The following is a 20,744-nucleotide window of genomic DNA, read 5'->3' as shown; positions in this document are numbered from 1 at the left end:
AGAGAAATCAATGACAAAGGAAAAGTTGCTGGCCATGCCGGCCGATGACTACATGAATGCCGAGCAACAGGCGTTCTTCACCGAGCTGCTGCAGACGATGAAGGTTGAGACCCACGAGCGCATCGAGCAAAGCCGTGTAACCATCGAAAGCCTGGACTCGCCTGCCGATCCTGCCGATGCCGCCTCGGTCGAAGAAGAGCGCCACTGGCTGGTCAACGCCATCGAGCGTGATCAGCGTCTGCTGCCACAACTGGAAATGGCCCTGGGCCGCATCGCCGACGACAGCTTTGGCTGGTGCGATGACAGCGGTGAGCCGATTGGCCTCAAGCGGCTGTTGATCAGCCCCACCACCAAGTACTGCATCGAGGCGCAGGAGCGCCACGAGCAACTGGACAAGCACCAGCGTCAGGTCTGATTCCGCGCTGTTGTTAGCTGAAACCCCGGGCCATGTGTCCGGGGTTTTTGTTTGGGGGCCCTGCGCTGTGAGCTCCCACAACAGACTTCGCCCCTCAGAACAGAAATTGTCCTGCATCAAGGCCGGGTCGGCTTACGCCCAAGGAAGCATGGCTAATGGCGTTGTAGTGGCGTTTAATGACTCCACAATAACAAGCGGAGCCAGAGTCATGATGCGAGAAGGATCTCTGCCAGCCAGCCTGGCACAACCAGACCCGTCAACGAAGGTGGCGCGCGGCTGGTCCGGCACGTTGCTGCAAAGCCTGGTATTGGTGGTGGTGCTGGCGGCCATGGCCTTTGCCGGTATTTCATTCTGGTTCTGCCTGCCGTTGGCCTTGTTGGCCCTGTGGCTGCCACACCTGCGCAGCCGCCCGCGCCCGGCGCCGGTTGCGGTGAGCGATCCGCTCGCCGACCTGACCCGCGACCTGGCCCAGAGCACCAGCCACAACGCCTTGTCCGCCGCGGGCGTGGCCTATTCGGTCAAGCAACTGGCCGAGAAACTGCAATCGCAACTGGCCTCGGCGGCGCGCATCGTCAGCAGCGCCGAGGTCATGATCGGCACCGAGAAAGTCACGTCGAAGCTCAGCCGCGAGGCGCTGGTCGCCGCGCAACAGGCTCACGAGAGCAGCGCCGCCGGCCGTACCGTGCTGGCCGAGTCGATCCAGTTGATGCACCAACTCAGCGCCCGGGCCAACCAGAGCCGTGAGTTGATCGAGGCGCTGCACCAGCGCAGCGAAGACATCGCCCGCGTCACTCTGGTGATCCAGGCCATCGCCAGCCAGACCAACCTGCTGGCGCTCAATGCCGCAATCGAAGCTGCCCGTGCCGGTGAGCATGGCCGCGGTTTCGCCGTGGTCGCCGACGAAGTACGCGGTCTCGCCGGACGCACCGCCACGGCCACCGAGGAAGTCGGTCTGATGGTCGCCGAGATCCAGCAGCGCACCGCCCAGGTGGTGGAGCAGATTCGCCAGCTCTCCGACGACCTGCACAGCGGCGTCGGCCAGGTCGAACACACCGGTGAGCAACTGGACTCCATCGCCGGGCTGGCGGCGGGCGTCGAAGACCAGATCACCGAGATCGCCGGCGGCACCGAATCGACCCGCACCCAACTGGACAGCCTGTTCCAGGCTGTCGAGCAGATGCGCAGCGACCTGGCCGCCAGCGACCAGCAAACCCAGCGCCTGGCCCAGGCGGCGGTGCAGATGGAAGGGCAGGCCGAAAGCATCAGCGAGCGCCTGGCCGAGGTGGGCCTGGACGAGTACCACCAGCGGGTGTTCGACCTCGCCCTGCGTGGCGCGCAGCAGATTGGCGAGCGCTTCGAGGCGGATGTCCGCGAAGGCCGCATCACCCACGACGATCTGTTCGACCGCCAGTACCAGATGTTGCCCGGCACCCGCCCGGCGCGTTACCGCACCCGCTTCGATCACTACACCGATCAGATCTTGCCGGGTATCCAGGAACCGCTGCTGCGCGAGCACGAAGGCCTGATCTATGCGATCGCCTGTACCCAGCAGGGCTATGTGCCGACCCACAACAACGCCTTCAACCAGCCGCTGACCGGCGACGAAGCCACGGACACCGCGCATAACCGCAGTAAACGCAAGTTCGATGACCGCACCGGCATTCGCTGCGGCAGCCATCAGCAGCGGGTGTTGTTGCAGACCTACACCCGCGATACCGGCGAGCTGATGCACGACCTGTCGGTGCCGATCAAGGTCGATGGCCGCCATTGGGGTGGACTGCGGCTGGGCTACCGGCCGGAGAAGATGCCTTAACCGCGACAAGCTTCAAGCGACAAGCCACAAGAGGAAGCCTCGGCGCACGAGGCGTTCTCTTGTGGCTTGTCGCGTGTTGCTTGTCGCTCAAAAAGCCTCGACGGATTTCCGTGTTTTCGGGCATATTCCCTTCCCTGTTCTTACAGTCACCGCATTTCTTTCCTTAGTGGCTGTCAGAAAGTGTGTTCCGGCCCAGAGGAAAATTCCCTGGTTAGTTCGTCGCCGGGCAATAGCTGGCATGGAATAGTGCGTTTTCCCGCAGTGCGAAACGCCAAAAAGCCGCTACTTTTTTGTTCCAAATCACTAGTCTTTCCGACTTCGAATTGAAGAACGGCGTACCCGTGGGAGTCTTTTACCCGTGCGCCTGTGTGATACCGGTTTTTGAGGAGTTTTCATTGGCAGTCAGCAATCTCGATATGCATGCCCTGTTCGTGCTGGGCGACCTTCGCGGCAAACTGGTCAAGCTGTTCCAGTCGCGTTACGTCTATGTCACCGAGCAGAGCCCCGAAGGCCTTTACATGGCCGAGATCGACACCGAAGAGTCGCTGGTGGTGGACGACAAGCAGCGCCTGGAGCTGAAAGTCGGCGACCACTTCCGCGCTGCCGTGCTGCCGAGCCGTGAGGGCGGCAAGTTCGAAATCCGTTTCCGTGAAATCAAGCTGACCATCTATGGCCTGGGCGAGTACGCCTTTGTCAGCGTGCCGGAAGGCAACGGCATCGTCTTTCGCGAGGGCAAGGGCGTGGTGATGGTGTTCGCCGCTAACGAGCGCATTGAAGAAGGTCTGTCGAAGGTGCTCAAGGCCGCCACCGCCAAGGCCGCCAAGTGGCGCAAGGGCGAGCTGACCTTCAAGGCCAGCGAGTGAGCGGACGGCGTGAATTCCACGCCAGCCATCAACCGCGCGCCGAAGCGCAGGCACGCCAGTGGCTGGCGCGCCGCGATGAGTTGAAAGGGCAGTGGCTGAGCTGGGTCGCCGGGCAGCTTTACCAGCTTGAGCCGGCGGAGTACGCGGCCATGGTCAGGCGCGAGCTGCAACGCCTGAGCGAGCAGTCGCCTCAATAATCCTTTTCGGGGCTGCCGCTGACTTCATCAGGTACGTCCTCGCCGGCCATGCGCTTGCGAAACAGCGCGGTGCGGGCCAGCAGCAGGGTGGTCACCGGCACGGTGATCGACAGCAGGATCGGGATCAGCCAGGCATGCAGCACCGGCGTTTCCTTGAGCCCCGAGAAATACAGGATCGACGCCAGCGACACGCACCAGGCGCCCAGGGTCGAGGCCAGCGCCGGCGGATGCATGCGCTGGAAAAAGTCCTTCAGGCGCAACAGCCCGATGGCACCGGTCAGGGCGAACAGGGCGCTGGTCAGGATCAGCGCGGCGGTCACTACTTCCAGCCAGAACGGCAATACCGGAGCGGTCATTCGATCACCTCGCCACGCAACAGGAACTTGGCCAGGGCGAACGAGCCGACAAAGCCGAACAGGGCAATCAGCAGCGCCCCCTCGAAGTAGGTATCGCTGCCGTAGCGGATACCCAGCACCAGCATCGTCAGCATCCCCAGCATGTACAGGTAGTCCAGCGCCAATACCCGGTCCTGCGCCGAGGGCCCGCGGAACACGCGGACCAGGGTCAGCGCCATGGCAATGGCGAAGATGAACAGGCTGGCGATGATGGCGTTGGCAAGCAGGCCAGTCATTCGAAGATCTCCATCAGCGGACGTTCATACGTGGTCTTGAAGTGTTCGATGAAGCTCGCCTCATCGTCCAGGTCGAAGACGTGCAACAACAGGATGCTGCGGTTGAGCGCCAGCTCCGACCACACCGTGCCGGGAATCACCGTGGTGATCATCGACAGCGCGGCCAGGCCGTGGGCGTCGCGCAGGTCCAGCGGAATGTGCACGAACTGCGAGCGCGGCGGCCGGCGCCCGGCTTGCCAGACACTGCGAAACACCTGCAGATTGGACACCACCACATCCGCGCCGACCCGCAGGATCAGGCGCAGGATGGTGCCCGGATGGCGGATGCGTGCTTGCAGCGGGCGCAGCGGCGCCATCAGTTGCGGCGCGACGATGCCGAGCAGGATCGCCAGCAGCAGGTTGCCGGGGCTTACCGAGAGGTTGAGCACCAGCCAGAGGACGGCCAGCGAGAGCGATAGCAGCGGCGCGGGGAAGAGTTTTTTCATGGTTGCACCTGCCCGACGCTGTTCAAGGTGGTAGGGCCGGGGATTGGCTGGGTGCCCAGCACGGCTTCGATGTAGACGCCGGGGTCCCTCAGGCTGGCGGCGGTGTCCTGGGCGTAGCGCATCAGCGGCTCGGCCCACAGGCTGAGCACCACGCACAGGCTCAGCAAGGCGACGATGGGCACGCATTCATACAGGCGCAGCAGCGGCGAGGGGCGCTCCTGCGGCGTCCAGAAGCGCTGGATGCCGACCCGCACCAGGGCGATCAGCGAAGCCATTCCCGACAGCACCAGCAACGCCACCAGCACCCAGCCAGTGACCGGCACCGGCTGCTCCGGCTCGATACCCAGGCCCAGCGGGTTGAACAGCGCGGTGATCAGGCTGAACTTGCCGACGAAACCCGACAGCGGCGGCATGCCGATCACCAGCAGGGCGCAGGCGATAAAGCTGAAGCCGAGGAACGCCATGGTCCACGGGATGACCTGGCCGACCACGGCTTTCTGTTCGTCGTCGAGGTTGATGCCCTTGGGCGGCTGCAGCGATTCCAGCGGCGAGGGCATTGCGTCTTCTTCTTCGTCCTCGGGGATCTCGTTGGCCGAGCGCGAGCGCTCGATCAGTTCCGCCAGGAGGAACAGCGCGCACAGCGCCAGGGTCGAGCTGACCAGGTAGAACAGCGCGGCGGAGGTCACCGCGGTCTGGCCGAAGCCGATGGCCGCCACCAGGGTGCCGGCCGACACCAGGATGCTCAGGCTGGCCAGGCGCTCCAGGCGTTGCGCGGCGAGGATCGACAGCGCGGCGCAGGCCAGGGTCGCCAGGCCGCCGTACACCAGCCACTCGCCACCGAAGTACGCCGAGGCACCGGCCTGCCCGGAAAACAGCAGGGTCCACAGGCGCAGCAGGGTGTAGATGCCGACCTTGGTCATGATCGCGAACAGCGCGGCCACCGGCGCGCTGGCCGAGGAGTAGGCCGGCACCAGCCAGAAGTTCAGCGGCCAGATTCCGGCCTTGGCCAGGAAGGCGATCGCCAGGATCGCCGCACCGGCGTGCAGCAGGCCGCGGTCGGCTTCCGGCACCAACGGGATTTTCATCGCCAGGTCGGCCATGTTCAGGGTGCCGGTGACGCCATAGAGCATCGCCGCGCCAATCAGGAACAGCGACGAAGCGAACAGGTTGATGGCGATGTAATGCAGACCGGCCTTGACCCGCGAGCGCCCCGAACCATGCAGCAGCAAACCGTAGGACGCGGCCAGCAGCACCTCGAAGAACACGAACAGGTTGAACAGGTCGCCGGTCAGGAAGGCGCCGTACAGGCCCATCAACTGGATCTGGAATAACGCGTGGAAGCTGGCGCCGGCCCGGTCCCAGCGGGCCAGGGCGAAGAGCAGGGCGCTGATGCCGACTATGCCGGTCAGCACCAGCATCAGCGCGGAGAGGCGGTCGAGCACCAGCACGATGCCGAATGGCGCGGCCCAGTTGCCTGGCAGGTAAACGCCGATGGACGTCGCCTGGCCCTGGTCGCGAACCCACAGCAGCAGGGCGATGGCGATGCACAACCCGGTGAGGGTGGACAGCAGGTTGATCCGGGCCTTGAGCGGCCGGCGCTTTTCGCCGAGCAGCAGCATCAGCGCCGCGGTCAGCAGCGGCAGCAGGATCGGGGCGACAATCAGTTGTTGCATCCCACTCATTCCTTGGGCTCCCGTCCATCGACATGGTCAGTGCCGGTAAAGCCGCGGGACGCCAGCAGCACCACGAGGAACAGCGCGGTCATGGCGAAGCTGATGACAATTGCCGTCAGCACCAGCGCCTGCGGCAGCGGGTCGGTGTAGTTGAGCAGGTCCTGCGGGACGCCGTCCTTGATGATCGGCTCCTTGCCGATGAACAGGCTGCCCATGCTGAAGATGAACAGGTTGACGCCGTAGGACAGCAGGCACAGGCCCATGATCACCTGGTAGGTCCGCGGCCGCAGGATCAGCCAGACACCCGACGCGGCGAGCACACCGATGGCTATTGCGATGACTTCTTCCATCAGGCGGCGGCTCCTTGAGCAGTGGGTTTGGGCTGGCTCGGGCGGTGGGCACGCACCGACTGGTGGGCGAGGGCGGTGAGGATCAGCAGCGTCGAGCCGACCACCACGGTGAACACCCCGATATCGAAGAACAGCGCGCTGGCCACGTGCAGGTCACCCAGCACCGGCAGGTGCAGGTGCGCGGTGTGCGTGGTCAGGAACGGGTAGCCGAACAACAACGCGCCGACCCCGGTGAGGGTCGCGCAGAGCAGTCCGGTGCCCATCCAGCGCAGCGGCCGCAGGCTCATCTGCGCCTCGACCCATTGGGTGCCGGCCACCATGTACTGGAGGATGAACGCCACCGACATCACCAGGCCGGCAACGAAGCCACCGCCCGGCTGGTTGTGGCCGCGCATGAACAGGTACATCGACACCAGCAGCGCCATCGGCAGCAGCAGGCGCACCAGCACCGCCGGGACCATCATGAAGCCCAGCGCGGTATCGGTGGCGTTGCGCGGGTTGACCAGGTCGGTGACCACGTCCGGAGCCAGCGAACGCTGTTGGGCCGGCAACTGGATGCTTTCCCGCGGCGGACGGAAGCGTCGCAGCAGGGCAAACACCGCCAGCGCCACGGCCACCAGCACGGTGATCTCGCCGAGGGTATCGAAGCCACGGAAGTCCACCAGCATGACGTTGACCACGTTGGTCCCGCCGCCTTCCGGCAGGGCGCGGCTGAGGTAGAAGGACGAGATGAAGTTCGGCGTCGGACGGGTCAGCATGGCGTAGGACAGCAGCGCCATGCCACCGCCCACCAGCACCGCCAGCACCAGGTCGCGCAGACGACGCAGGCGCGCCCGTTCCTGCGAGCCGGCCGCGGGCGAGACACCTTCGATCCGCCGCGGCAGCCAGCGCAGGCCCAGCAGGATCAGCACGGTGGTGACCACTTCCACCACCAGCTGGGTCAGGGCCAGGTCCGGCGCGGAGAACCAGACGAAGGTGATGCAGGTCATCAGGCCGCAGACGCTGACCATGATCAATGCCGCCAGACGGTGGTACTTGGCTTGCCAGGCGGCGCCGATGGCGCAGGCGATGGCGATCAGCCAGAGCATCACGAACACCCCGGAGCCCGGGATCTTCGGCCGGTGGCCCCAGCTCAGGCCGTGGTGCAGCAGCGGCAGCATGCCGGCCAGCAGCGCGGCCGTCACCAGCATGAACAGTTGCTTCTGCAGGCGGCGGGTGGTGAGGACGCGTTCGACCCAGCGAGCCGTGCGCATCAGCAGCACCTGGCCTTTCTCGAACAGGCGCTTGCCGTTGAAACGCTCGATCAGCGGTGGATGGCGGAAGCGCCCCTGCTGGAGCTGGGTACGCAGCGCCAGATACAACAGGATGCCGCCGCACATGGCGATCAGGCTCATGATCAGCGGCGCATTCCAGCCGTGCCAGACCGCCAGGCTGTACTCGGGGAGCGTGCCGCCAACCACCGGCAACGCGGCGGCGGCCAGCAGCGGGCCGACCGACTGCGCGGGGAAGATCCCCACCACCAGGCAGGTCAGCACCAGCAGCTCTACCGGTGCGCGCATCCAGCGTGGCGGTTCGTGCGGGGTGTGCGGCAGGTCAGTGGCGGTCGGGCCGAAGAACACGTCGACGGTGAAGCGCAGGGCGTAGGCGACGCTGAAGGTGCCGGCCAGGGTGGCGATTACCGGCAGGGCCATCTCGACCCAGGCGGTGGAGGTGATGAACACGGTTTCGGCGAAGAACATTTCCTTGGACAGGAAGCCGTTCATCAACGGCACGCCGGCCATGGATGCGCTGGCCACCATGGCCAGGGTGGCGGTGAACGGGATCAGCCGGAACAGGCCGCTGAGTTTACGAATGTCACGGGTGCCACTTTCGTGGTCGATGATGCCCGCGGCCATGAACAGCGACGCCTTGAACGTGGCGTGGTTGAGAATGTGGAACACCGCCGCCACTGCCGCCAGCGGGCTGTTGAGGCCCAGGAGCAAGGTGATCAGGCCGAGGTGGCTGATGGTGGAATAGGCCAGCAGGCCCTTGAGGTCGTTCTGGAACATCGCCGCATAGGCGCCCAGCAACAGGGTGCAGGCGCCGGCGCCGCCGACGATCCAGAACCATTCATCGGTACCGGACAGCACCGGCCACAGCCGCGCCAGCAGGAAGACCCCGGCCTTGACCATGGTCGCCGAGTGCAGATAAGCCGAAACCGGGGTGGGCGCCGCCATTGCGTGGGGCAGCCAGAAGTGGAAGGGGAATTGCGCACTCTTGGTCAGTGCGCCGAGCAGGATCAGTGGCAGCAGGACCGGGTACAGGGCGTGGTTGCGGATGGCGTCACCGGACGCCAGCACCCTGTCCAGATCGTAGCTGCCGACGACATGGCCGAGCAGGATCACCCCCGCCAGCAGGCATAAACCGCCGGCCCCGGTGACCATCAACGCCATGTAGGCGCCGCGGCGGGCGTCGGCGCGGTGGTGCCAGTAACCGATCAGCAGGAAGGAAAACAGGCTGGTCAGTTCCCAGAAGAACACGATCTGGATCAGGTTGCCGGACATCACCAGGCCGAGCATGGCGCCCATGAATGCCAGGAAGAAGGCGAAGAAGCGTGGCACCGGGTCTTGCGGTGACATGTAGTAACGCGCGTACAGCGCCACCAGGGTGCCAATGCCCAACACCAGCAGCGAGAACAGCCAGGCGAAGCCGTCCATACGCAGGACCACGTTCAGGCCCATGCTCGGCAGCCAGAGGATTTCTTCGCGGATCACCCCGCCATCGGCGATCTGCGGATAGAGCATGGCAACCTGCACCGTGCCCACCAGGGCAACGATGCCGGCGAGCATGGATTCGGCGTTACGCGCGTTGTGCGGCAGGACACCTGCCAGACAGCTCCCAACAAATGGCAGAAGCAGCAGAACTATCAAGGACATAGATATCTAATCTGCGGAAATTTGTAAGGGATCATACGGAACAGCCATGGGATCACCAACCATGAAGCTGTCGCAGAACCTTACAAGAATTGTAAGAAAAATCTTTTTTCTTATAACAGTTTCCGCAGGACAAGCACCCGGTTGGCTAGAGACCCGGGTCGGCTTCCTTCTCATCCGCGGCGCATTCAGCCGGCTTTTCTTCCCGGCGTTTGATCTTCAGTTCGCTCACCACCACGGCGATCACGATCAGTAATCCGCCGAGCAGGGCCAGGCCTGGCAGGCGATCACCGGCAATACGTCCGACAATCCCGGCCCAGACCGGTTCACCTGCGTAGATCAGCGTAGCGCGGGTTGGCGAAACCGACTTCTGCGCCCAGTTCATTGCCACCTGGATCACCGCGCTCATGGCGCCAAGGCCGATGGCGCTGGTCAGCAGCAGCCAGGAGAAGTCCGGCAGGCGTTCCTGGGTCGGCACCACCATCATGAAGGCCAGCGCCGAGGCAGTGGCCAGTTGCACCACGGTGACCCGGCGCACATCCACCTTGCCGGCATAGTTGCTGATCAGAATGATCTCCGCGGCGATGGCCACGGCGCTGACCAGTGTGGCGATTTCCCCAGGGCTGAATTGCACCGCGCCACCGCTGGGGCCGGCCAGCAGCATCAGGCCGGCAAAGGCCAGGCCGATGCCCAGGCTTGGCATCAAGCCGGGGCGGCGCCCCAGCACCAGCCACTGCAACAGCGGCACGAAGGGCACGTAGAGCGCGGTAATGAAGGCTGACTGGCTGCTGCTGATGGTTTGCAGGCCGACGGTCTGCAGGCCATAGCCGAGCATGATCGACACGCCGATCAGCACCCCGGCTTTCAGTTCCAGCATGGTCAGGCCGGACAACGAACGGGCGCAGAAGACACCGACGAACAACGCGGCGGCGGCGAAGCGCAGGCCGACGAAGAACATCGGGCCGCTGACAGTCATGACGTTGTGCACGATCAGGAAGGTGCCGCCCCAGAGCATGGTGATGAACACCAGCACCAGTTCCGCCTTGCTCAGGCGGAAAGTGAAGGACGCACGCGAGGGGGTATTGGTAGTCATGACCTTGCACACAGAAGAGGGGGCGACGCACAATGCGCGGCAAAGTTGGGCAGTATACTGCGCAAACCCTTTCGAGTGAGCACCCACGTGGACAAAGATTCCAATTCACGCGCCTCGGTCTTGCAGCACGTCAGTCAGAACGTGCGCCGCCTGCGTCACGACGCGGGTCTGAGCCAGAGCGCCCTGGCGCAGAACTCCGGTGTCAGCCGACGCATGCTGGTGGCCATCGAGGCGGGAGAGAAAAATGTCAGCCTGTCGACCCTCGACCTGATCGCCGAAGCGCTGGGCGTGGCTTTCAGCGACCTGATCAAAGCTGCGGACAACCGCGACTCCAGCCGTATCAACGAGCTGGCCTGGGCCGGCGAGCACCCCGGCAGCAAGGCGGTGCTGCTGGCCAGCACCCCCGCCCGCCGCGAGGTGGAACTGTGGGAGTGGCGCCTGGAACCGGGCGAGCTGTACACCACCAGCGCCGACCCTGAAGGCTTCAGCGAGCAGGTCTTCGTCTTCGAAGGCTGTCTGACGCTGCTGATCGATAACCAGCAGTACCAACTGGTTGCCGGCGAGTTCCTCAGCTACGCCAGCAACCGTAACCACTGCTACCGCAACGACGGCGAGGTGGCGACTCGTTTCGTGCGCAACGTGGTGATCTGATTCAGGCCGCGAGCCATTCTTCGGTAGAAATCACTTTGGCGTAGCCGAACGCCAGCGCAGCCATGTACGCCGCATGCACCTGGGCGGCCGGGACGTTCACGCCGTTGAACTCCACGTCGAGGGTGGCGCAGGCGTCGTGCAGCACGCTGACGTTGTAGCCGAGGTCCGCGGCGGCGCGGGTCGCGGCATCGATGCAGACATGGCTCATGCTGCCGACCACCGTCAGGTCGGTGATGTGCTGCGCTTCCAGCAGGCTCAGCAGTGGCGTGTCGAGGAAGGCGTTGACCTTGTGCTTGAGCACCACGGCCTCGCCGTCGCGGGCAGCCACTTTCGAATGGATCCGCGCCCCTTCCGAACCGGGCGTGAAGAATGGCGCATCAGCGGATTCGAATTCATGCCGTACATGCACTACGAAGTCGCCGCGCTCACGGGCTGCGGCCAGCGCCTTGGCGGCGTTGTCGGCGGCCGCGTCGGCGCCGGCCAGGGTCCATTTACCGCCGGGGAAATAATCGTTCTGGATGTCGATGATGATCAGGGCGTGCTTGCTCATGCTGCTTCCTCAGGAGGATGGTGATGGTGTGGCGGATAGTTATAGGCTTGCGCGGCGCTGTTGAAGATTGGCGCGACCGACAATTTGACGGGAAAAACTGACAATGACCTGTGTGGGCGACGCAACCGAGATCGGCATCTTGATGTACCCGGGGGCGCAGATGGCCGCGGTGTATGGCATGACCGACCTGTTCAGCGTGGCCAATCGCCTGGCCGCCGATCTTGGTGTGCGCCAACAGGCGCCGCTGCGGGTCTGTCACTGGCAGGACGTGGATGGCGCGCTGAGCGTGACCTTCGACAGCCAGCCGCAGCCACGCCACCAGCCGCGGGTGATGATCGTGCCGCCGAGCCTGGGCTCGGAGTTGTCCAGCGAAGTGCTGGAGCGCTATCGCGGGCAGTTGCGCGAATGGCACGCCGACGGTGTGTTGCTGGCATCGGTCTGCGTCGGGGTGTTTTTCATTGCCGCCAGTGGCGTGCTCGATGGTCGTTCGGCGTCCACCCACTGGACCTTCGCCCAGTCGCTGGCCGAGCGTTTTCCCCAGGTCAAAGTGGAGGCCAACCTGCCGCTGCTGGACGACGGCGATGTGATCACCAGCGCCGGCCTGATGGCCTGGACCGAAGTCGGCCTGAACCTGGTGGAGCGCTTCCTGGGCCATACCCTTGCGAGCGAAACCGCGCGCTTCCTGGCGGTGCAGCCGGTCCAGCTCAAGCCCGCGGGCAGCACCTTCAGTCCTCGCCTGGACCACGGCGACGAAGCGGTGTTGAAGGTTCAGCACTGGTTGCAGAGCACCGGCGCGCGGGACGTCAGCGTCGCGGTCATGGCCGAATGCGCGGGCCTTGAAGAGCGCACCTTTCTCCGGCGTTTTCGCGGCGCCACCGGGCTCAAACCCACTGAGTACTGCCAGCAGGTGCGGGTCGGACGCGCCTGCCGGATGCTCGAATTCACCCGCCGCAGCATCGACCAGATCGCCTGGGGTGTCGGCTACCAGGACCCCGGCGCGTTCCGCAAGGTCTTCCACAAAGTCACCGGCCTGGCGCCTGGCGAGTACCGTAAACAGGTGACCGGCCAGGCCTGACCTCAGTGTTCCTCGGCGGGCTCCGGCAAGTGCGGGCCGGGGCCCTGCTCGGCCAACTGGTCATGGTGGTTGCGCAGTGGGCAACTCTGCATCGACATGCAGCCACAGCCGATACAGCCGTCGAGCTGATCGCGCAGCAGCATCAGTTTGTCTATTCGCTCGGTCAGGTCGTCCCGCCATTGTGCTGACAGGCGCCGCCAGTCCGCGGCGCTGGGCGCGCGATGGCTGGGCAGGCTCTGCAGCGCGGTGTGGATGCTGGAGAGCGGCAGGCCGAGGCGCTGCGCCATCTTGATTACCGCGACCCGGCGCAGGGTTTCCCGTGGAAAGCGCCGTTGGTTGCCGGCGTTGCGGGTACTGAAAATCAGCCCCTTACTCTCGTAGAAGTGCAGCGCGGTGACCGCGACGCCGCTGCGCGTGGCCAGTTGGCCGACGCTCAGGCTTTTGTCTTGCATAAAAAGATTCTCTTGACCTTGAGCTAACTGGAGGTTTTACCGTGCCCGGGCCATGCACCACAAGTGCATACCTGCCGTGCATTGTTTAGGCGGGAGACCTGTAGGAGCGAGCTTGCTCGCGAAAGGCCGCCCCCAAGCGCAACGCGTTACTCGCTGATCCGGCCAACCCGACAACGGAGAGATTTTTCATGATGGCGGTAGCAAACAGCCTCTGTTTCACCCAACTGATCGAATTCGAAGTGGCCCCGTTACGTCAGCACGCCCTGGCCCACGCCCTGGCGGCACGCAGCGAGCGGCTCGCGTTCGAACATGCCGGGCTGCTGGGAATCAGCGTGCAGGCCAGCGACGACGGCAGCCGGGTGCTGCAATACCTGCAATGGCAGTCGCGCTCCGACTGGGAGGCGGCCATTGGCAGTTTCGACCAGGAGCCCTTCCTCGACCTGCTGCGCGAGCACCTGGCCCGGGGCGTGAATTTTTCCGCCTTCCAGACCCTCAGCAGCTTGGCACGCACCGCCGAGGGCGGGCTGCACTGCCAGGTGGCGCCACACCAGACGCTATGAGTACCAGGGTGAATGGTGCGGATAGCGATCGAGCCGGGCGCCGATCACCATCTCGCTGATCCAGGCGGTGAGCAGGGCGCTGTAGGCTTTCTGACTGCGGTCGCTGGACAACGCGTGATCGGCGCCATCGACGATCCGGTGGGTCAGCGAATGGGCGCAGACGAAGGCCGAGCGATAGCTCATCAAGGTGCTGTGGGGCACATAGTCGTCCTGCTCCGACTCCACCAACAGGACGTCGCCGGAGAATTCGGCGCAAGCCGCCAGCGCCCGGTTGTCGCCGGGGCCGAGGGTCATCAGGCGGTATTGCGACAGGCGCTGGCGGTCGAGGCCCTGTTTGGGCGCGCTCCACTCGTCGTCCCAATACAGCGCCGGCACTCGCAGTGCCAGCCATTTCACCGGGCGCTGGCGAGTGAGCAGGGTGGCCAGGTAGCCGCCGTAGCTGCTGCCGATCACCGCGATGGAACTGGTGTCCACCGCCGGGTGGCCGACCAGCTTGTCGTAGGCCGCCAGCACATCGGCGAAATTTTGCTCGCGGGTGACGCTGCGGCGCTGGCTTTCGGTTTTCTCATGGCCGCGCAGGTCGAAGGTCATGCACACGCAACCCAGGCCGGTGATGTGCTTGGCCCGGGCCAGGTCGCGTTGTTGGCTACCGCCCCAGCCGTGGACGAAAAGGATGCCCGGGACTTTCGCGCTGGGGCTGAGCAGCGTTCCGGCGATATTTTCGCCGTCGACAAGGATGTCGAGGGTTTCGCTATGGATGGTCATAGGCGCGGATCCTCGCGTATTTACAGATGCGTCCGACTTCAGAGTCGTCCCCTTGGTAGAAAAGCGTCGCGTCCGCGGGCAATTGCACCTCGTCGAACACCTCGTGGGTCGAGGCGCGGATGCGTTGCAGGGCCGGGTCCTCGGAAAATGCCCGCAGCGCCAGCAACTCCGCGCTGCTGGCGCCGCCGATGCGCCAGGATTGCTCCAGTACGCCGCTGCGCACGCTGCCGTGGGGTGTCAAGCCGCGGGCTACGTCGTAATTGCGCCGGGACGCGAGAAAGCCGGGAAAGGCCTGCATGGCCGCCTGCTCGTAGGTTCGGGCCTGGGTGATTGCCAGACGCAACGGATCTTCCAGCTCCAGTTGCAGCAGTTCGTCGTAGCCGCCGCGCACCAGCACCAGGTCCGAGCCGCCGTAAACCGAAACGCCTTGGTGATCGTTGGTCAGGCTCTGCACGCCGTAGTAGCTGCAGGTGATACCGGCTACCAGTGCCTGGCCGACACTGAATGTTTCAACCTGCTCAAGGTTCTCCTCCAGCACCAGGCCCCAGAGGGCCAATTCGTCTTCATCCATTTGCTGCAGCTCGGCTTCCAGGGCGTTGAGGTTTTCGATCACCGTTTGGCCGCGACCGGCGGTAGCCCGCACCGGCTTCAGCCGCAGCGGCCCGTCCTGGAACAAAAGCGCTGCGGCGCGCCGGGCATCATCGATGCTGAACACCGTGTAGCCCTTGAGCAGGGCATCACAGGCGCGGCGGGCGAAGTCGTCGGTCCAGCCCAGCGGAAAGGTGGCGCTGGCGGGCAAGGGGTGGGAGATGGCTTTGGTCGCCATGTAGGGATGAGTGACCATGCCGCCGAAGAAATCGGCGATCGAAGTGATGCCCAGTTCCCGATAGCGCGCAGGCTCGATCAGCGTCGAGGTGGGGAGGTAGTAGAAGTCACCGCTGTCATCGGCCTCGGTGTCCACCACCTCGGTGTGCAGCAGCGCCGCGAGGTGTTCGGCCAGCTTGCGGTGGACGGCGCGTTCGTGGTCGGGCGTGCTCTCGCGGGTATCGAGCAACAACACGCCGTGCTTGCGGTCTGTCCGGCGGGGCATGGTAGGCGCTCCAGCAGCAAGGGATATCTGTTCTGAAGCGCGCGACCAAGCGGAAGTTCAGCGCTAATCGGGCTTTTCTACTAAAAGTTATATAAATATGAAAATTGATAATTATTAGTTCTATGCTGGCTTGAGGCACTATGGCATCAGGATTCGGGAAGCGCGCTGCGTTCCTGGGCGACAACTGCCAGAGAGCCTTGAACCATGGAAAATCTACCGCTGTATTTCGACTATGCCGCCACGACGCCCGTCGACGAGCGAGTCATTGACGTGATGGTCAAGTGCCTGGGCGCAGCCGGCAATTTCGGCAACCCGGCGTCCAGTTCGCACCGCTATGGCCAGCAGGCGCGGCAAGCCGTTGAACTGGCCCGGGAACAGGTTGCGTCATTGGTGGGCGCGCGTGCGGATCAACTGGTCTGGACCTCCGGCGCCACCGAGTCGAACAACCTCGCGCTGAAGGGCCTGGCCCAGGGCCGCAGCGGCGGGCACATCATCACCAGCCGGGTCGAACACAAAGCCGTGCTCGACACCGCCCGGCAGTTGCAGGACGCCGGCTTCGAGGTGACTTACCTCACCCCGGATACGAACGGGCTGATTACCCCGCGCGCCGTATTGGCGGCCTTGCGTCCGGACACGTTCCTGGTCTCGCTGATGCTGGTGAACAATGAGCTGGGCACGCTGAATGATGTTCGCGCCATCGGTGACATCGTTCGGCGTCATGGCGCGCTGTTGCATGTGGATGCGGCGCAGGCGGCCGGCAAAGTGGCAATCGATCTGAGCGAGTGGCCGCTGGATGTGGTGTCGTTCTCTGCGCACAAGGTCTACGGACCCAAGGGCATCGGTGCACTGTATGTTGGCGAACGCGCCCGACCCCTGTTGCAGGCGCAGATCCACGGCGGCGGTCACGAAGGCGGCTTGCGCTCCGGCACCCTCGCAACGCACCAGATTGCTGCGATGGGTGCGGCGTTCGCCCTGGCCGGCGAGGTGCAGGACGAGGAGGTGGCACGCATCCGATGTTTGCGTGATCGCCTGCTGGAACAGTTGCGTGATATTTCCGGATTGCAGCTCAACGGTAACCCCCAACACGCCATTCCCCACACCCTCAGTCTGACCTTCAGCGGCGATTCGCTGGACCTCTCCGCACTCGGTGCAACACTGGCATTTTCCTCCACCTCGGCCTGTAACTCCGGTAGCAGTGCGCCTTCCCACGTGTTGCTGGCGCTGGGGCATGACGAATACCTGGCGAGTCAGACCATCCGTCTGAGCCTCGGACGTTTCACCCACGAGGCGGATATCGACCAGGCGGCCCGCGCGATAAGGGCTGCGCTGCGTCCGGCGCCGTTCTGGGGTGTTGCCCGAGGCTGATGCCTGCTCCATTATCAGCGGCCAGAATGAATGGCCGTGGTAGTGACAGGAGTAAGCATGAACAGTCAGCCGACAGCGCAGGATGCGATCAGTACACGAGTGGCGCGCCTGCGTCAGGTGATGCGCAACGAAGGGGTCGATGCGTTGTTCGTGCCTTCCGCCGACCCCCATCTTTCCGAATACCTGCCGGGCTACTGGCAGGCACGCCGGTGGCTCTCGGGCTTCCACGGCTCGGTCGGCACCTTGGTGCTGACCGCGGACTTTGCCGGCCTCTGGGCCGACAGTCGTTATTGGGAGCAGGCCGAGCGGGAATTGGCCGGCAGCGGGATAGAACTGGTCAAGCTGCAACCGGGTCGCCCCGGTCCGTTGGATTGGCTGGCCGATAATGCGCCCGCCGATGGCACGGTGGCAGTGGATGGCGCGGTCATGGCCCTGGCCTCGGCCCGGCAATTGGGTGATCGGTTGAAGGCGCGCAATGTCCGCCTGTTGATGCACAAGGACCTGCTCACAGAGGTCTGGGATGATCGTCCGGCGCTGCCAACCAATCCGGTCTACGAGCATTTGCCGCCGCAGGCCACGGTCAGTCGGGTGGAGAAGTTGCACGCCCTGGGCCAGAGTCTCGCAGAGCGCGGCGCGGACTGGCATTTCATTGCCACCGTCGATGACATTGCCTGGTTGTTCAACCTGCGTGGCAGTGATGTTTCCTACAACCCGGTCTTTGTCTCCTTTGCGCTGGTCAGTCGCGATGCGGCGCTGCTGTTTGTCGGTGAAGGCAAGGTCGATGCTCAACTGCGCAAGGTTCTGGCTGCCGATGGCGTAGAGGTGCGGGATTACCCTGCGATTTCCGCCAGTCTCGCCGCGATTCCGGCGGGCAGCAGCCTGTTGGTCGATCCGGCCAAGGTCACCAGTGGCCTGCTGGCGAACCTTAATGAAGGCGTGCGGCTGGTGGAGGGCATCAACCCGACTACCCTGGCCAAGTCGCGCAAGAGCGAGGCGGACCTTGCGCACATCCGCCAGGTCATGGAACAGGACGGTGCGGCGCTGTGTGAGTTCTTCTCTTGGTTCGAGGTCGCCCAGACTCGCGAGACGGTTACCGAAGTAACCGTCGATGAACGCCTGAGCGCCGAGAGGGCGCGGCGTCCCGGTTTCGTTTCACTCAGCTTCGCGACCATCGCCGCCTTCAATGCCAACGGTGCGATGCCGCACTATCGGGCCACGGAAGCTTCCCACGCGCGGATCGAAGGCGATGGCCTGCTGTTGATCGATTCTGGCGGGCAATATCTGGGCGGAACCACCGATATCACCCGTATGGTGCCGATTGGGACGCCTAGTCAGGCACAGAAAGAAGATTGCACGCGGGTGCTCAAGGGCATGATCGCGTTGTCGCGAGTGAAGTTTCCGCGGGGCATTCTGTCGCCGCTACTCGATGCCATCGCCCGGGCGCCACTGTGGGCAGAGCATGTCGATTATGGCCATGGCACCGGTCATGGGGTGGGCTACTTCATGAATGTCCATGAAGGACCGCAGGTGATTGCCTATCAGGCCGCCGCCGCGCCACAGACGGCCATGCAGACGGGGATGATCACCTCTATTGAACCGGGCACTTATCGTCCGGGGCAGTGGGGCGTTCGGATCGAAAACCTGGTGTTCAATCGCGAGTCGGCAAAGAGTGCGTTCGGCGACTTCCTTGAGTTCGAAACCTTGACCCTGTGCCCGATCGATACACGTTGCCTGCTGATCGAAAGGCTCGGTAGCGAGGATGTCGAGTGGCTGAACGGCTATCACGCACAGGTACGGCGTCGGCTCGAGCCATTGCTGAGCGGTGCAGCGCTTGCGTGGCTGCAGGAGAGAACGGCGGCAATCAGCGCTTAGGTCGGCAAAATGTCGCATTAATAAAGAAGGGCAACCCACGGGTTGCCCTTTCTTATTTGCAGATGACGATCATGCTGCGGCTTGTGTAGCCCGCTGGATTGATGCCGAACGGGTAGTCGCCGGGCTCTTCATCGCCGTCGCCGGATTTTGCGATGACCTTGTAGCCTTTGGTGCCGCAAGAGCTTTCAGCTTTGCTATAGCACTTGTTCCAGGAGGAGGACAGGCCAGAGCAGTTGATGTGCAGCCCTTTCTTGCCACGCTTGACTTCGTCCTTGGCGGTCGCAGCACAACCGGCAATGGCCAGAATGGCGAGGATGAGCAAAATTCGTTTCATTCCTGTCCTTAACGCATTCGCGGGTCTGTGCCCGTGTTTGTGTACTTGGCATCGTCCTGATGCTTATTCGTCCCTGCTCCGATTTGAAAGGTTCAACATATTAGATACCGTCCACAGCTTAAACAGGGTTGGCGGGCCGACACAATCACTCATATCGCTTTAAATGAAAATATTTCTCAATCAGTCGGCTGCAACCAGCGGTGGGGCGCCCTTGCGCATGGACATCGTGGCGCCGACGGAGGCCGTAATGATGGCGGCAATCGCCAGCCATTGGGTGAGGCTCAGCACTTCGTTGAGGAACAGTTGCCCGGAAAGAGCGCCGAATGCCGGCTCGATACTCATCAGCGTGCCGAACGTGCGTGCCGGCAGGCGCGTGAGGGCGACCATCTCCAGGCTGTAGGGCAGGGCGGTAGAAAGGATCGCAACACCGAGGGCTACCGGGATCAGTGCCGGGTTCAACAGCGCAGTACCGGCATGAACGATGCCGATCGGGGCAACGACTATCGCGGCAATCACCACGCCAAGGGCGGCGGTCTGGATGCCGTTCTCGGCACCGGCTTTCTGTCCATAAAGGATATACAGCGCCCAGCAAACCCCCGCGCCCAGGGCGAAGCACGCGCCTTTCGGATCGATTCCCGAACTGGTCGCACCGATAGGGACCAGCAACAGCAGGCCGGCGATGGCCATGCCGATCCAGAGAAAGTCCACCGGGCGGCGGGACGCATACAGCGCGACTGCCAGCGGGCCGGTGAACTCCAGCGCCACCGCGATGCCCAGCGGAACAGTTTGCAGCGACATATAGAAGAGAAGGTTCATACCACCCAAAGCGGCGCCGTAAACCACCACAGTCTTCAGCGTGCTGGCGGTAAGCCGTGCACGCCAGGGGCGCAGCAGAAGCAACATGATCACGCTCGCGATCAGCAAGCGCAGCGTCGTGGTGCCCTCCGGGCCAACCAGCGGGAACAGGCTTTTGGCGAGCGACGCTCCAGACTGAATCGACGCCATTGCAATAAGCAGCACGCCGACAGGAAACAGCGTGGCGGCCAGGCTGCGGGGTTGGATGTTCATTGCGGTTGGGTGTTCCTTTATATAGGAGGGCAGGGCGGTAGTTACGCCGATGGGCCTATGATGCTCAACTGCGGGGTAAATGAGCAATATAGTGCGCATATTTCTTTGTTGACCCATATTTCAAATAAACCCTTGACGCCCCGTTTTATCTGTCTATAATTCGCCCCACTTCCGGCGCAGTCGGAACGGAAAACTCCTTGAGATTCAAAGAGTTAGAAGTTTCAGGTAGCGTAGGAAGTGTTTCGGTCTCCACCGAAAGCGGTGAAAAAAGGCAGTTGACAGCAGGTTGTAACGCTGTAGAATTCGCCTCCCGCTGACGAGAGATCGCAGCGAGTCAAGTGTTTGAAGTTGAAAGAGAAATTCTGAAAAACTTCAAAATAAACGCTTGACAGGCTGAGAGGAAAGCGTAGAATGCGCGCCTCGGTTGAGACGAAAAGCTCTTAACCAACCGCTCTTTAACAATTGAATCAAGCAATTCGTGTGGGTGCTTGTGAATTCGGACTGATAGTCAGCAAGATTATCAGCATCAC

The 20,744-nt window shown here is 63.4% G+C and carries 22 protein-coding genes; 9 read left to right on the top strand and 13 right to left on the bottom strand.

The features are described from left to right. The first annotated feature begins 10 nt into the window (after positions 1 to 10). The 4 genes from CKW37_RS19865 (at position 11) to CKW37_RS19850 (ending at position 3,288) form a co-directional block, all read left to right on the top strand. Positions 11 to 415 carry a TraR/DksA C4-type zinc finger protein gene (locus CKW37_RS19865; protein ID WP_095157597.1) on the top strand — a complete coding sequence of 135 codons (405 nt, stop codon included), beginning with the start codon at positions 11 to 13 and terminating at the stop codon, positions 413 to 415. A gap of 148 nt (positions 416 to 563) precedes the next feature. Then, on the top strand, positions 564 to 2,228 hold the full coding sequence (locus CKW37_RS19860) for a methyl-accepting chemotaxis protein (protein ID WP_371864313.1): 1,665 nt from the start codon (positions 564 to 566) through the stop codon (positions 2,226 to 2,228). A 395-nt stretch (positions 2,229 to 2,623) separates the two neighbouring features. Beyond that, positions 2,624 to 3,091, top strand: coding sequence for a hypothetical protein (locus CKW37_RS19855; RefSeq protein ID WP_095157593.1), 468 nt, complete (start codon positions 2,624 to 2,626; stop codon positions 3,089 to 3,091). Then, positions 3,088 to 3,288, top strand: a complete 201-nt coding sequence (locus tag CKW37_RS19850; protein WP_177454451.1) for a hypothetical protein — start codon at positions 3,088 to 3,090, stop codon at positions 3,286 to 3,288. Before CKW37_RS19855 ends, CKW37_RS19850 begins: the two co-directional genes overlap by 4 nt. Here the strand turns inward: CKW37_RS19850 and CKW37_RS19845 are convergent. From CKW37_RS19845 to CKW37_RS19815, 7 genes are all read right to left on the bottom strand, one after another. Further along, a complete protein-coding gene (locus CKW37_RS19845; protein ID WP_095157589.1) occupies positions 3,282 to 3,644 on the bottom strand; it encodes a Na+/H+ antiporter subunit G in 363 nt (120 codons plus the stop codon). The two genes, CKW37_RS19850 and CKW37_RS19845, sit on opposite strands and share 7 nt — an antisense overlap. Then, entirely contained in the window at positions 3,641 to 3,919 is a 279-nt protein-coding gene (locus CKW37_RS19840; RefSeq protein ID WP_095157587.1) for a K+/H+ antiporter subunit F, read from the bottom strand. The genes CKW37_RS19845 and CKW37_RS19840 overlap by 4 nt, the downstream gene beginning before the upstream one ends. Then, the gene (locus CKW37_RS19835; RefSeq protein ID WP_095157585.1) at positions 3,916 to 4,404 is read right to left on the bottom strand and encodes a Na+/H+ antiporter subunit E; all 489 of its coding nucleotides are present in this window, start codon (positions 4,402 to 4,404) and stop codon (positions 3,916 to 3,918) included. The genes CKW37_RS19840 and CKW37_RS19835 overlap by 4 nt, the downstream gene beginning before the upstream one ends. Next, positions 4,401 to 6,086, bottom strand: coding sequence for a monovalent cation/H+ antiporter subunit D (locus tag CKW37_RS19830; RefSeq protein WP_095157583.1), 1,686 nt, complete (start codon positions 6,084 to 6,086; stop codon positions 4,401 to 4,403). Before CKW37_RS19830 ends, CKW37_RS19835 begins: the two co-directional genes overlap by 4 nt. Next, the gene (locus tag CKW37_RS19825; protein ID WP_009394682.1) at positions 6,083 to 6,427 is read right to left on the bottom strand and encodes a Na+/H+ antiporter subunit C; all 345 of its coding nucleotides are present in this window, start codon (positions 6,425 to 6,427) and stop codon (positions 6,083 to 6,085) included. The genes CKW37_RS19830 and CKW37_RS19825 overlap by 4 nt, the downstream gene beginning before the upstream one ends. After that, positions 6,427 to 9,342, bottom strand: coding sequence for a monovalent cation/H+ antiporter subunit A (locus tag CKW37_RS19820; RefSeq protein WP_095157581.1), 2,916 nt, complete (start codon positions 9,340 to 9,342; stop codon positions 6,427 to 6,429). The genes CKW37_RS19825 and CKW37_RS19820 overlap by 1 nt, the downstream gene beginning before the upstream one ends. Positions 9,343 to 9,487: 145 nt before the next feature. Then, positions 9,488 to 10,432, bottom strand: coding sequence for a DMT family transporter (locus CKW37_RS19815; RefSeq protein ID WP_095157579.1), 945 nt, complete (start codon positions 10,430 to 10,432; stop codon positions 9,488 to 9,490). An 87-nt stretch (positions 10,433 to 10,519) separates the two neighbouring features. Here CKW37_RS19815 and CKW37_RS19810 point away from each other — a divergent pair, with 87 nt between their 5' ends. Further along, on the top strand, positions 10,520 to 11,083 hold the full coding sequence (locus tag CKW37_RS19810; protein ID WP_095157577.1) for a helix-turn-helix domain-containing protein: 564 nt from the start codon (positions 10,520 to 10,522) through the stop codon (positions 11,081 to 11,083). A gap of 1 nt (position 11,084) precedes the next feature. Here CKW37_RS19810 and CKW37_RS19805 read toward each other — a convergent pair whose 3' ends face one another. After that, positions 11,085 to 11,633 carry a cysteine hydrolase family protein gene (locus CKW37_RS19805; RefSeq protein ID WP_095157575.1) on the bottom strand — a complete coding sequence of 183 codons (549 nt, stop codon included), beginning with the start codon at positions 11,631 to 11,633 and terminating at the stop codon, positions 11,085 to 11,087. Positions 11,634 to 11,736: 103 nt separating this feature from the next. On the opposite strand from CKW37_RS19805, the gene CKW37_RS19800 reads away from it, so the two are divergent. Beyond that, positions 11,737 to 12,708, top strand: a complete 972-nt coding sequence (locus CKW37_RS19800; protein ID WP_095157573.1) for a GlxA family transcriptional regulator — start codon at positions 11,737 to 11,739, stop codon at positions 12,706 to 12,708. A 2-nt stretch (positions 12,709 to 12,710) separates the two neighbouring features. Here CKW37_RS19800 and soxR read toward each other — a convergent pair whose 3' ends face one another. Continuing rightward, positions 12,711 to 13,160 carry a redox-sensitive transcriptional activator SoxR gene (gene soxR, locus CKW37_RS19795; RefSeq protein WP_095157571.1) on the bottom strand — a complete coding sequence of 150 codons (450 nt, stop codon included), beginning with the start codon at positions 13,158 to 13,160 and terminating at the stop codon, positions 12,711 to 12,713. A 188-nt stretch (positions 13,161 to 13,348) separates the two neighbouring features. Between soxR and CKW37_RS19790 the strand changes: the two genes are divergently transcribed. Next, positions 13,349 to 13,720, top strand: a complete 372-nt coding sequence (locus CKW37_RS19790) for an antibiotic biosynthesis monooxygenase (RefSeq protein WP_095157569.1) — start codon at positions 13,349 to 13,351, stop codon at positions 13,718 to 13,720. Here CKW37_RS19790 and CKW37_RS19785 read toward each other — a convergent pair. Beyond that, a complete protein-coding gene (locus CKW37_RS19785; protein ID WP_095157567.1) occupies positions 13,715 to 14,485 on the bottom strand; it encodes a S9 family peptidase in 771 nt (256 codons plus the stop codon). The genes CKW37_RS19790 and CKW37_RS19785 overlap by 6 nt on opposite strands. Continuing rightward, a complete protein-coding gene (locus CKW37_RS19780; RefSeq protein WP_095157565.1) occupies positions 14,472 to 15,575 on the bottom strand; it encodes a DUF3182 family protein in 1,104 nt (367 codons plus the stop codon). Before CKW37_RS19780 ends, CKW37_RS19785 begins: the two co-directional genes overlap by 14 nt. Positions 15,576 to 15,779: 204 nt before the next feature. Between CKW37_RS19780 and CKW37_RS19775 the strand changes: the two genes are divergently transcribed. Both CKW37_RS19775 and CKW37_RS19770 read left to right on the top strand, forming a co-directional pair. Next, the gene (locus CKW37_RS19775) at positions 15,780 to 16,940 is read left to right on the top strand and encodes a cysteine desulfurase family protein (protein ID WP_095157563.1); all 1,161 of its coding nucleotides are present in this window, start codon (positions 15,780 to 15,782) and stop codon (positions 16,938 to 16,940) included. A 57-nt stretch (positions 16,941 to 16,997) separates the two neighbouring features. Further along, the gene (locus tag CKW37_RS19770) at positions 16,998 to 18,812 is read left to right on the top strand and encodes an aminopeptidase P family protein (protein WP_095157561.1); all 1,815 of its coding nucleotides are present in this window, start codon (positions 16,998 to 17,000) and stop codon (positions 18,810 to 18,812) included. A gap of 52 nt (positions 18,813 to 18,864) precedes the next feature. On the opposite strand, the gene CKW37_RS19765 is transcribed toward CKW37_RS19770, so the two are convergent. Next, positions 18,865 to 19,146: a hypothetical protein gene (locus CKW37_RS19765; RefSeq protein ID WP_095157559.1), complete on the bottom strand. Its 282-nt coding sequence runs from the start codon at positions 19,144 to 19,146 to the stop codon at positions 18,865 to 18,867. Between the two features lie 180 nt (positions 19,147 to 19,326). Continuing rightward, the gene (gene rhtA / locus CKW37_RS19760; RefSeq protein WP_095157557.1) at positions 19,327 to 20,214 is read right to left on the bottom strand and encodes a threonine/homoserine exporter RhtA; all 888 of its coding nucleotides are present in this window, start codon (positions 20,212 to 20,214) and stop codon (positions 19,327 to 19,329) included. Between the last annotated feature and the right edge of the window lie 530 nt (positions 20,215 to 20,744).

The sequence above is a fragment of the Pseudomonas sp. Irchel 3E13 genome (assembly GCF_900187455.1).
GTDB lineage: Bacteria > Pseudomonadota > Gammaproteobacteria > Pseudomonadales > Pseudomonadaceae > Aquipseudomonas.
This window is presented reverse-complemented; position numbering and strand designations above follow the sequence as displayed.

Bases quoted from the DNA above. Each gene is read 5' to 3' on its own strand.
- rhtA (WP_095157557.1), bottom strand. From the start codon at position 20,214: ATGAACATCCAACCCCGCAGCCTGGCCGCCACGCTGTTTCCTGTCGGC.
- soxR (WP_095157571.1), bottom strand. From the start codon at position 13,160: ATGCAAGACAAAAGCCTGAGCGTCGGCCAACTGGCCACGCGCAGCGGC.
- CKW37_RS19815 (WP_095157579.1), bottom strand. From the start codon at position 10,432: ATGACTACCAATACCCCCTCGCGTGCGTCCTTCACTTTCCGCCTGAGC.
- CKW37_RS19840 (WP_095157587.1), bottom strand. From the start codon at position 3,919: ATGACTGGCCTGCTTGCCAACGCCATCATCGCCAGCCTGTTCATCTTC.
- CKW37_RS19805 (WP_095157575.1), bottom strand. From the start codon at position 11,633: ATGAGCAAGCACGCCCTGATCATCATCGACATCCAGAACGATTATTTC.
- CKW37_RS19775 (WP_095157563.1), top strand. From the start codon at position 15,780: ATGGAAAATCTACCGCTGTATTTCGACTATGCCGCCACGACGCCCGTC.
- CKW37_RS19860 (WP_371864313.1), top strand. From the start codon at position 564: ATGGCTAATGGCGTTGTAGTGGCGTTTAATGACTCCACAATAACAAGC.
- CKW37_RS19790 (WP_095157569.1), top strand. From the start codon at position 13,349: ATGATGGCGGTAGCAAACAGCCTCTGTTTCACCCAACTGATCGAATTC.
- CKW37_RS19825 (WP_009394682.1), bottom strand. From the start codon at position 6,427: ATGGAAGAAGTCATCGCAATAGCCATCGGTGTGCTCGCCGCGTCGGGT.
- CKW37_RS19785 (WP_095157567.1), bottom strand. From the start codon at position 14,485: ATGACCATCCATAGCGAAACCCTCGACATCCTTGTCGACGGCGAAAAT.
- CKW37_RS19845 (WP_095157589.1), bottom strand. From the start codon at position 3,644: ATGACCGCTCCGGTATTGCCGTTCTGGCTGGAAGTAGTGACCGCCGCG.
- CKW37_RS19865 (WP_095157597.1), top strand. From the start codon at position 11: ATGACAAAGGAAAAGTTGCTGGCCATGCCGGCCGATGACTACATGAAT.
- CKW37_RS19830 (WP_095157583.1), bottom strand. From the start codon at position 6,086: ATGAGTGGGATGCAACAACTGATTGTCGCCCCGATCCTGCTGCCGCTG.
- CKW37_RS19835 (WP_095157585.1), bottom strand. From the start codon at position 4,404: ATGAAAAAACTCTTCCCCGCGCCGCTGCTATCGCTCTCGCTGGCCGTC.
- CKW37_RS19820 (WP_095157581.1), bottom strand. From the start codon at position 9,342: ATGTCCTTGATAGTTCTGCTGCTTCTGCCATTTGTTGGGAGCTGTCTG.
- CKW37_RS19780 (WP_095157565.1), bottom strand. From the start codon at position 15,575: ATGCCCCGCCGGACAGACCGCAAGCACGGCGTGTTGTTGCTCGATACC.
- CKW37_RS19765 (WP_095157559.1), bottom strand. From the start codon at position 19,146: ATGAAACGAATTTTGCTCATCCTCGCCATTCTGGCCATTGCCGGTTGT.
- CKW37_RS19770 (WP_095157561.1), top strand. From the start codon at position 16,998: ATGAACAGTCAGCCGACAGCGCAGGATGCGATCAGTACACGAGTGGCG.
- CKW37_RS19800 (WP_095157573.1), top strand. From the start codon at position 11,737: ATGACCTGTGTGGGCGACGCAACCGAGATCGGCATCTTGATGTACCCG.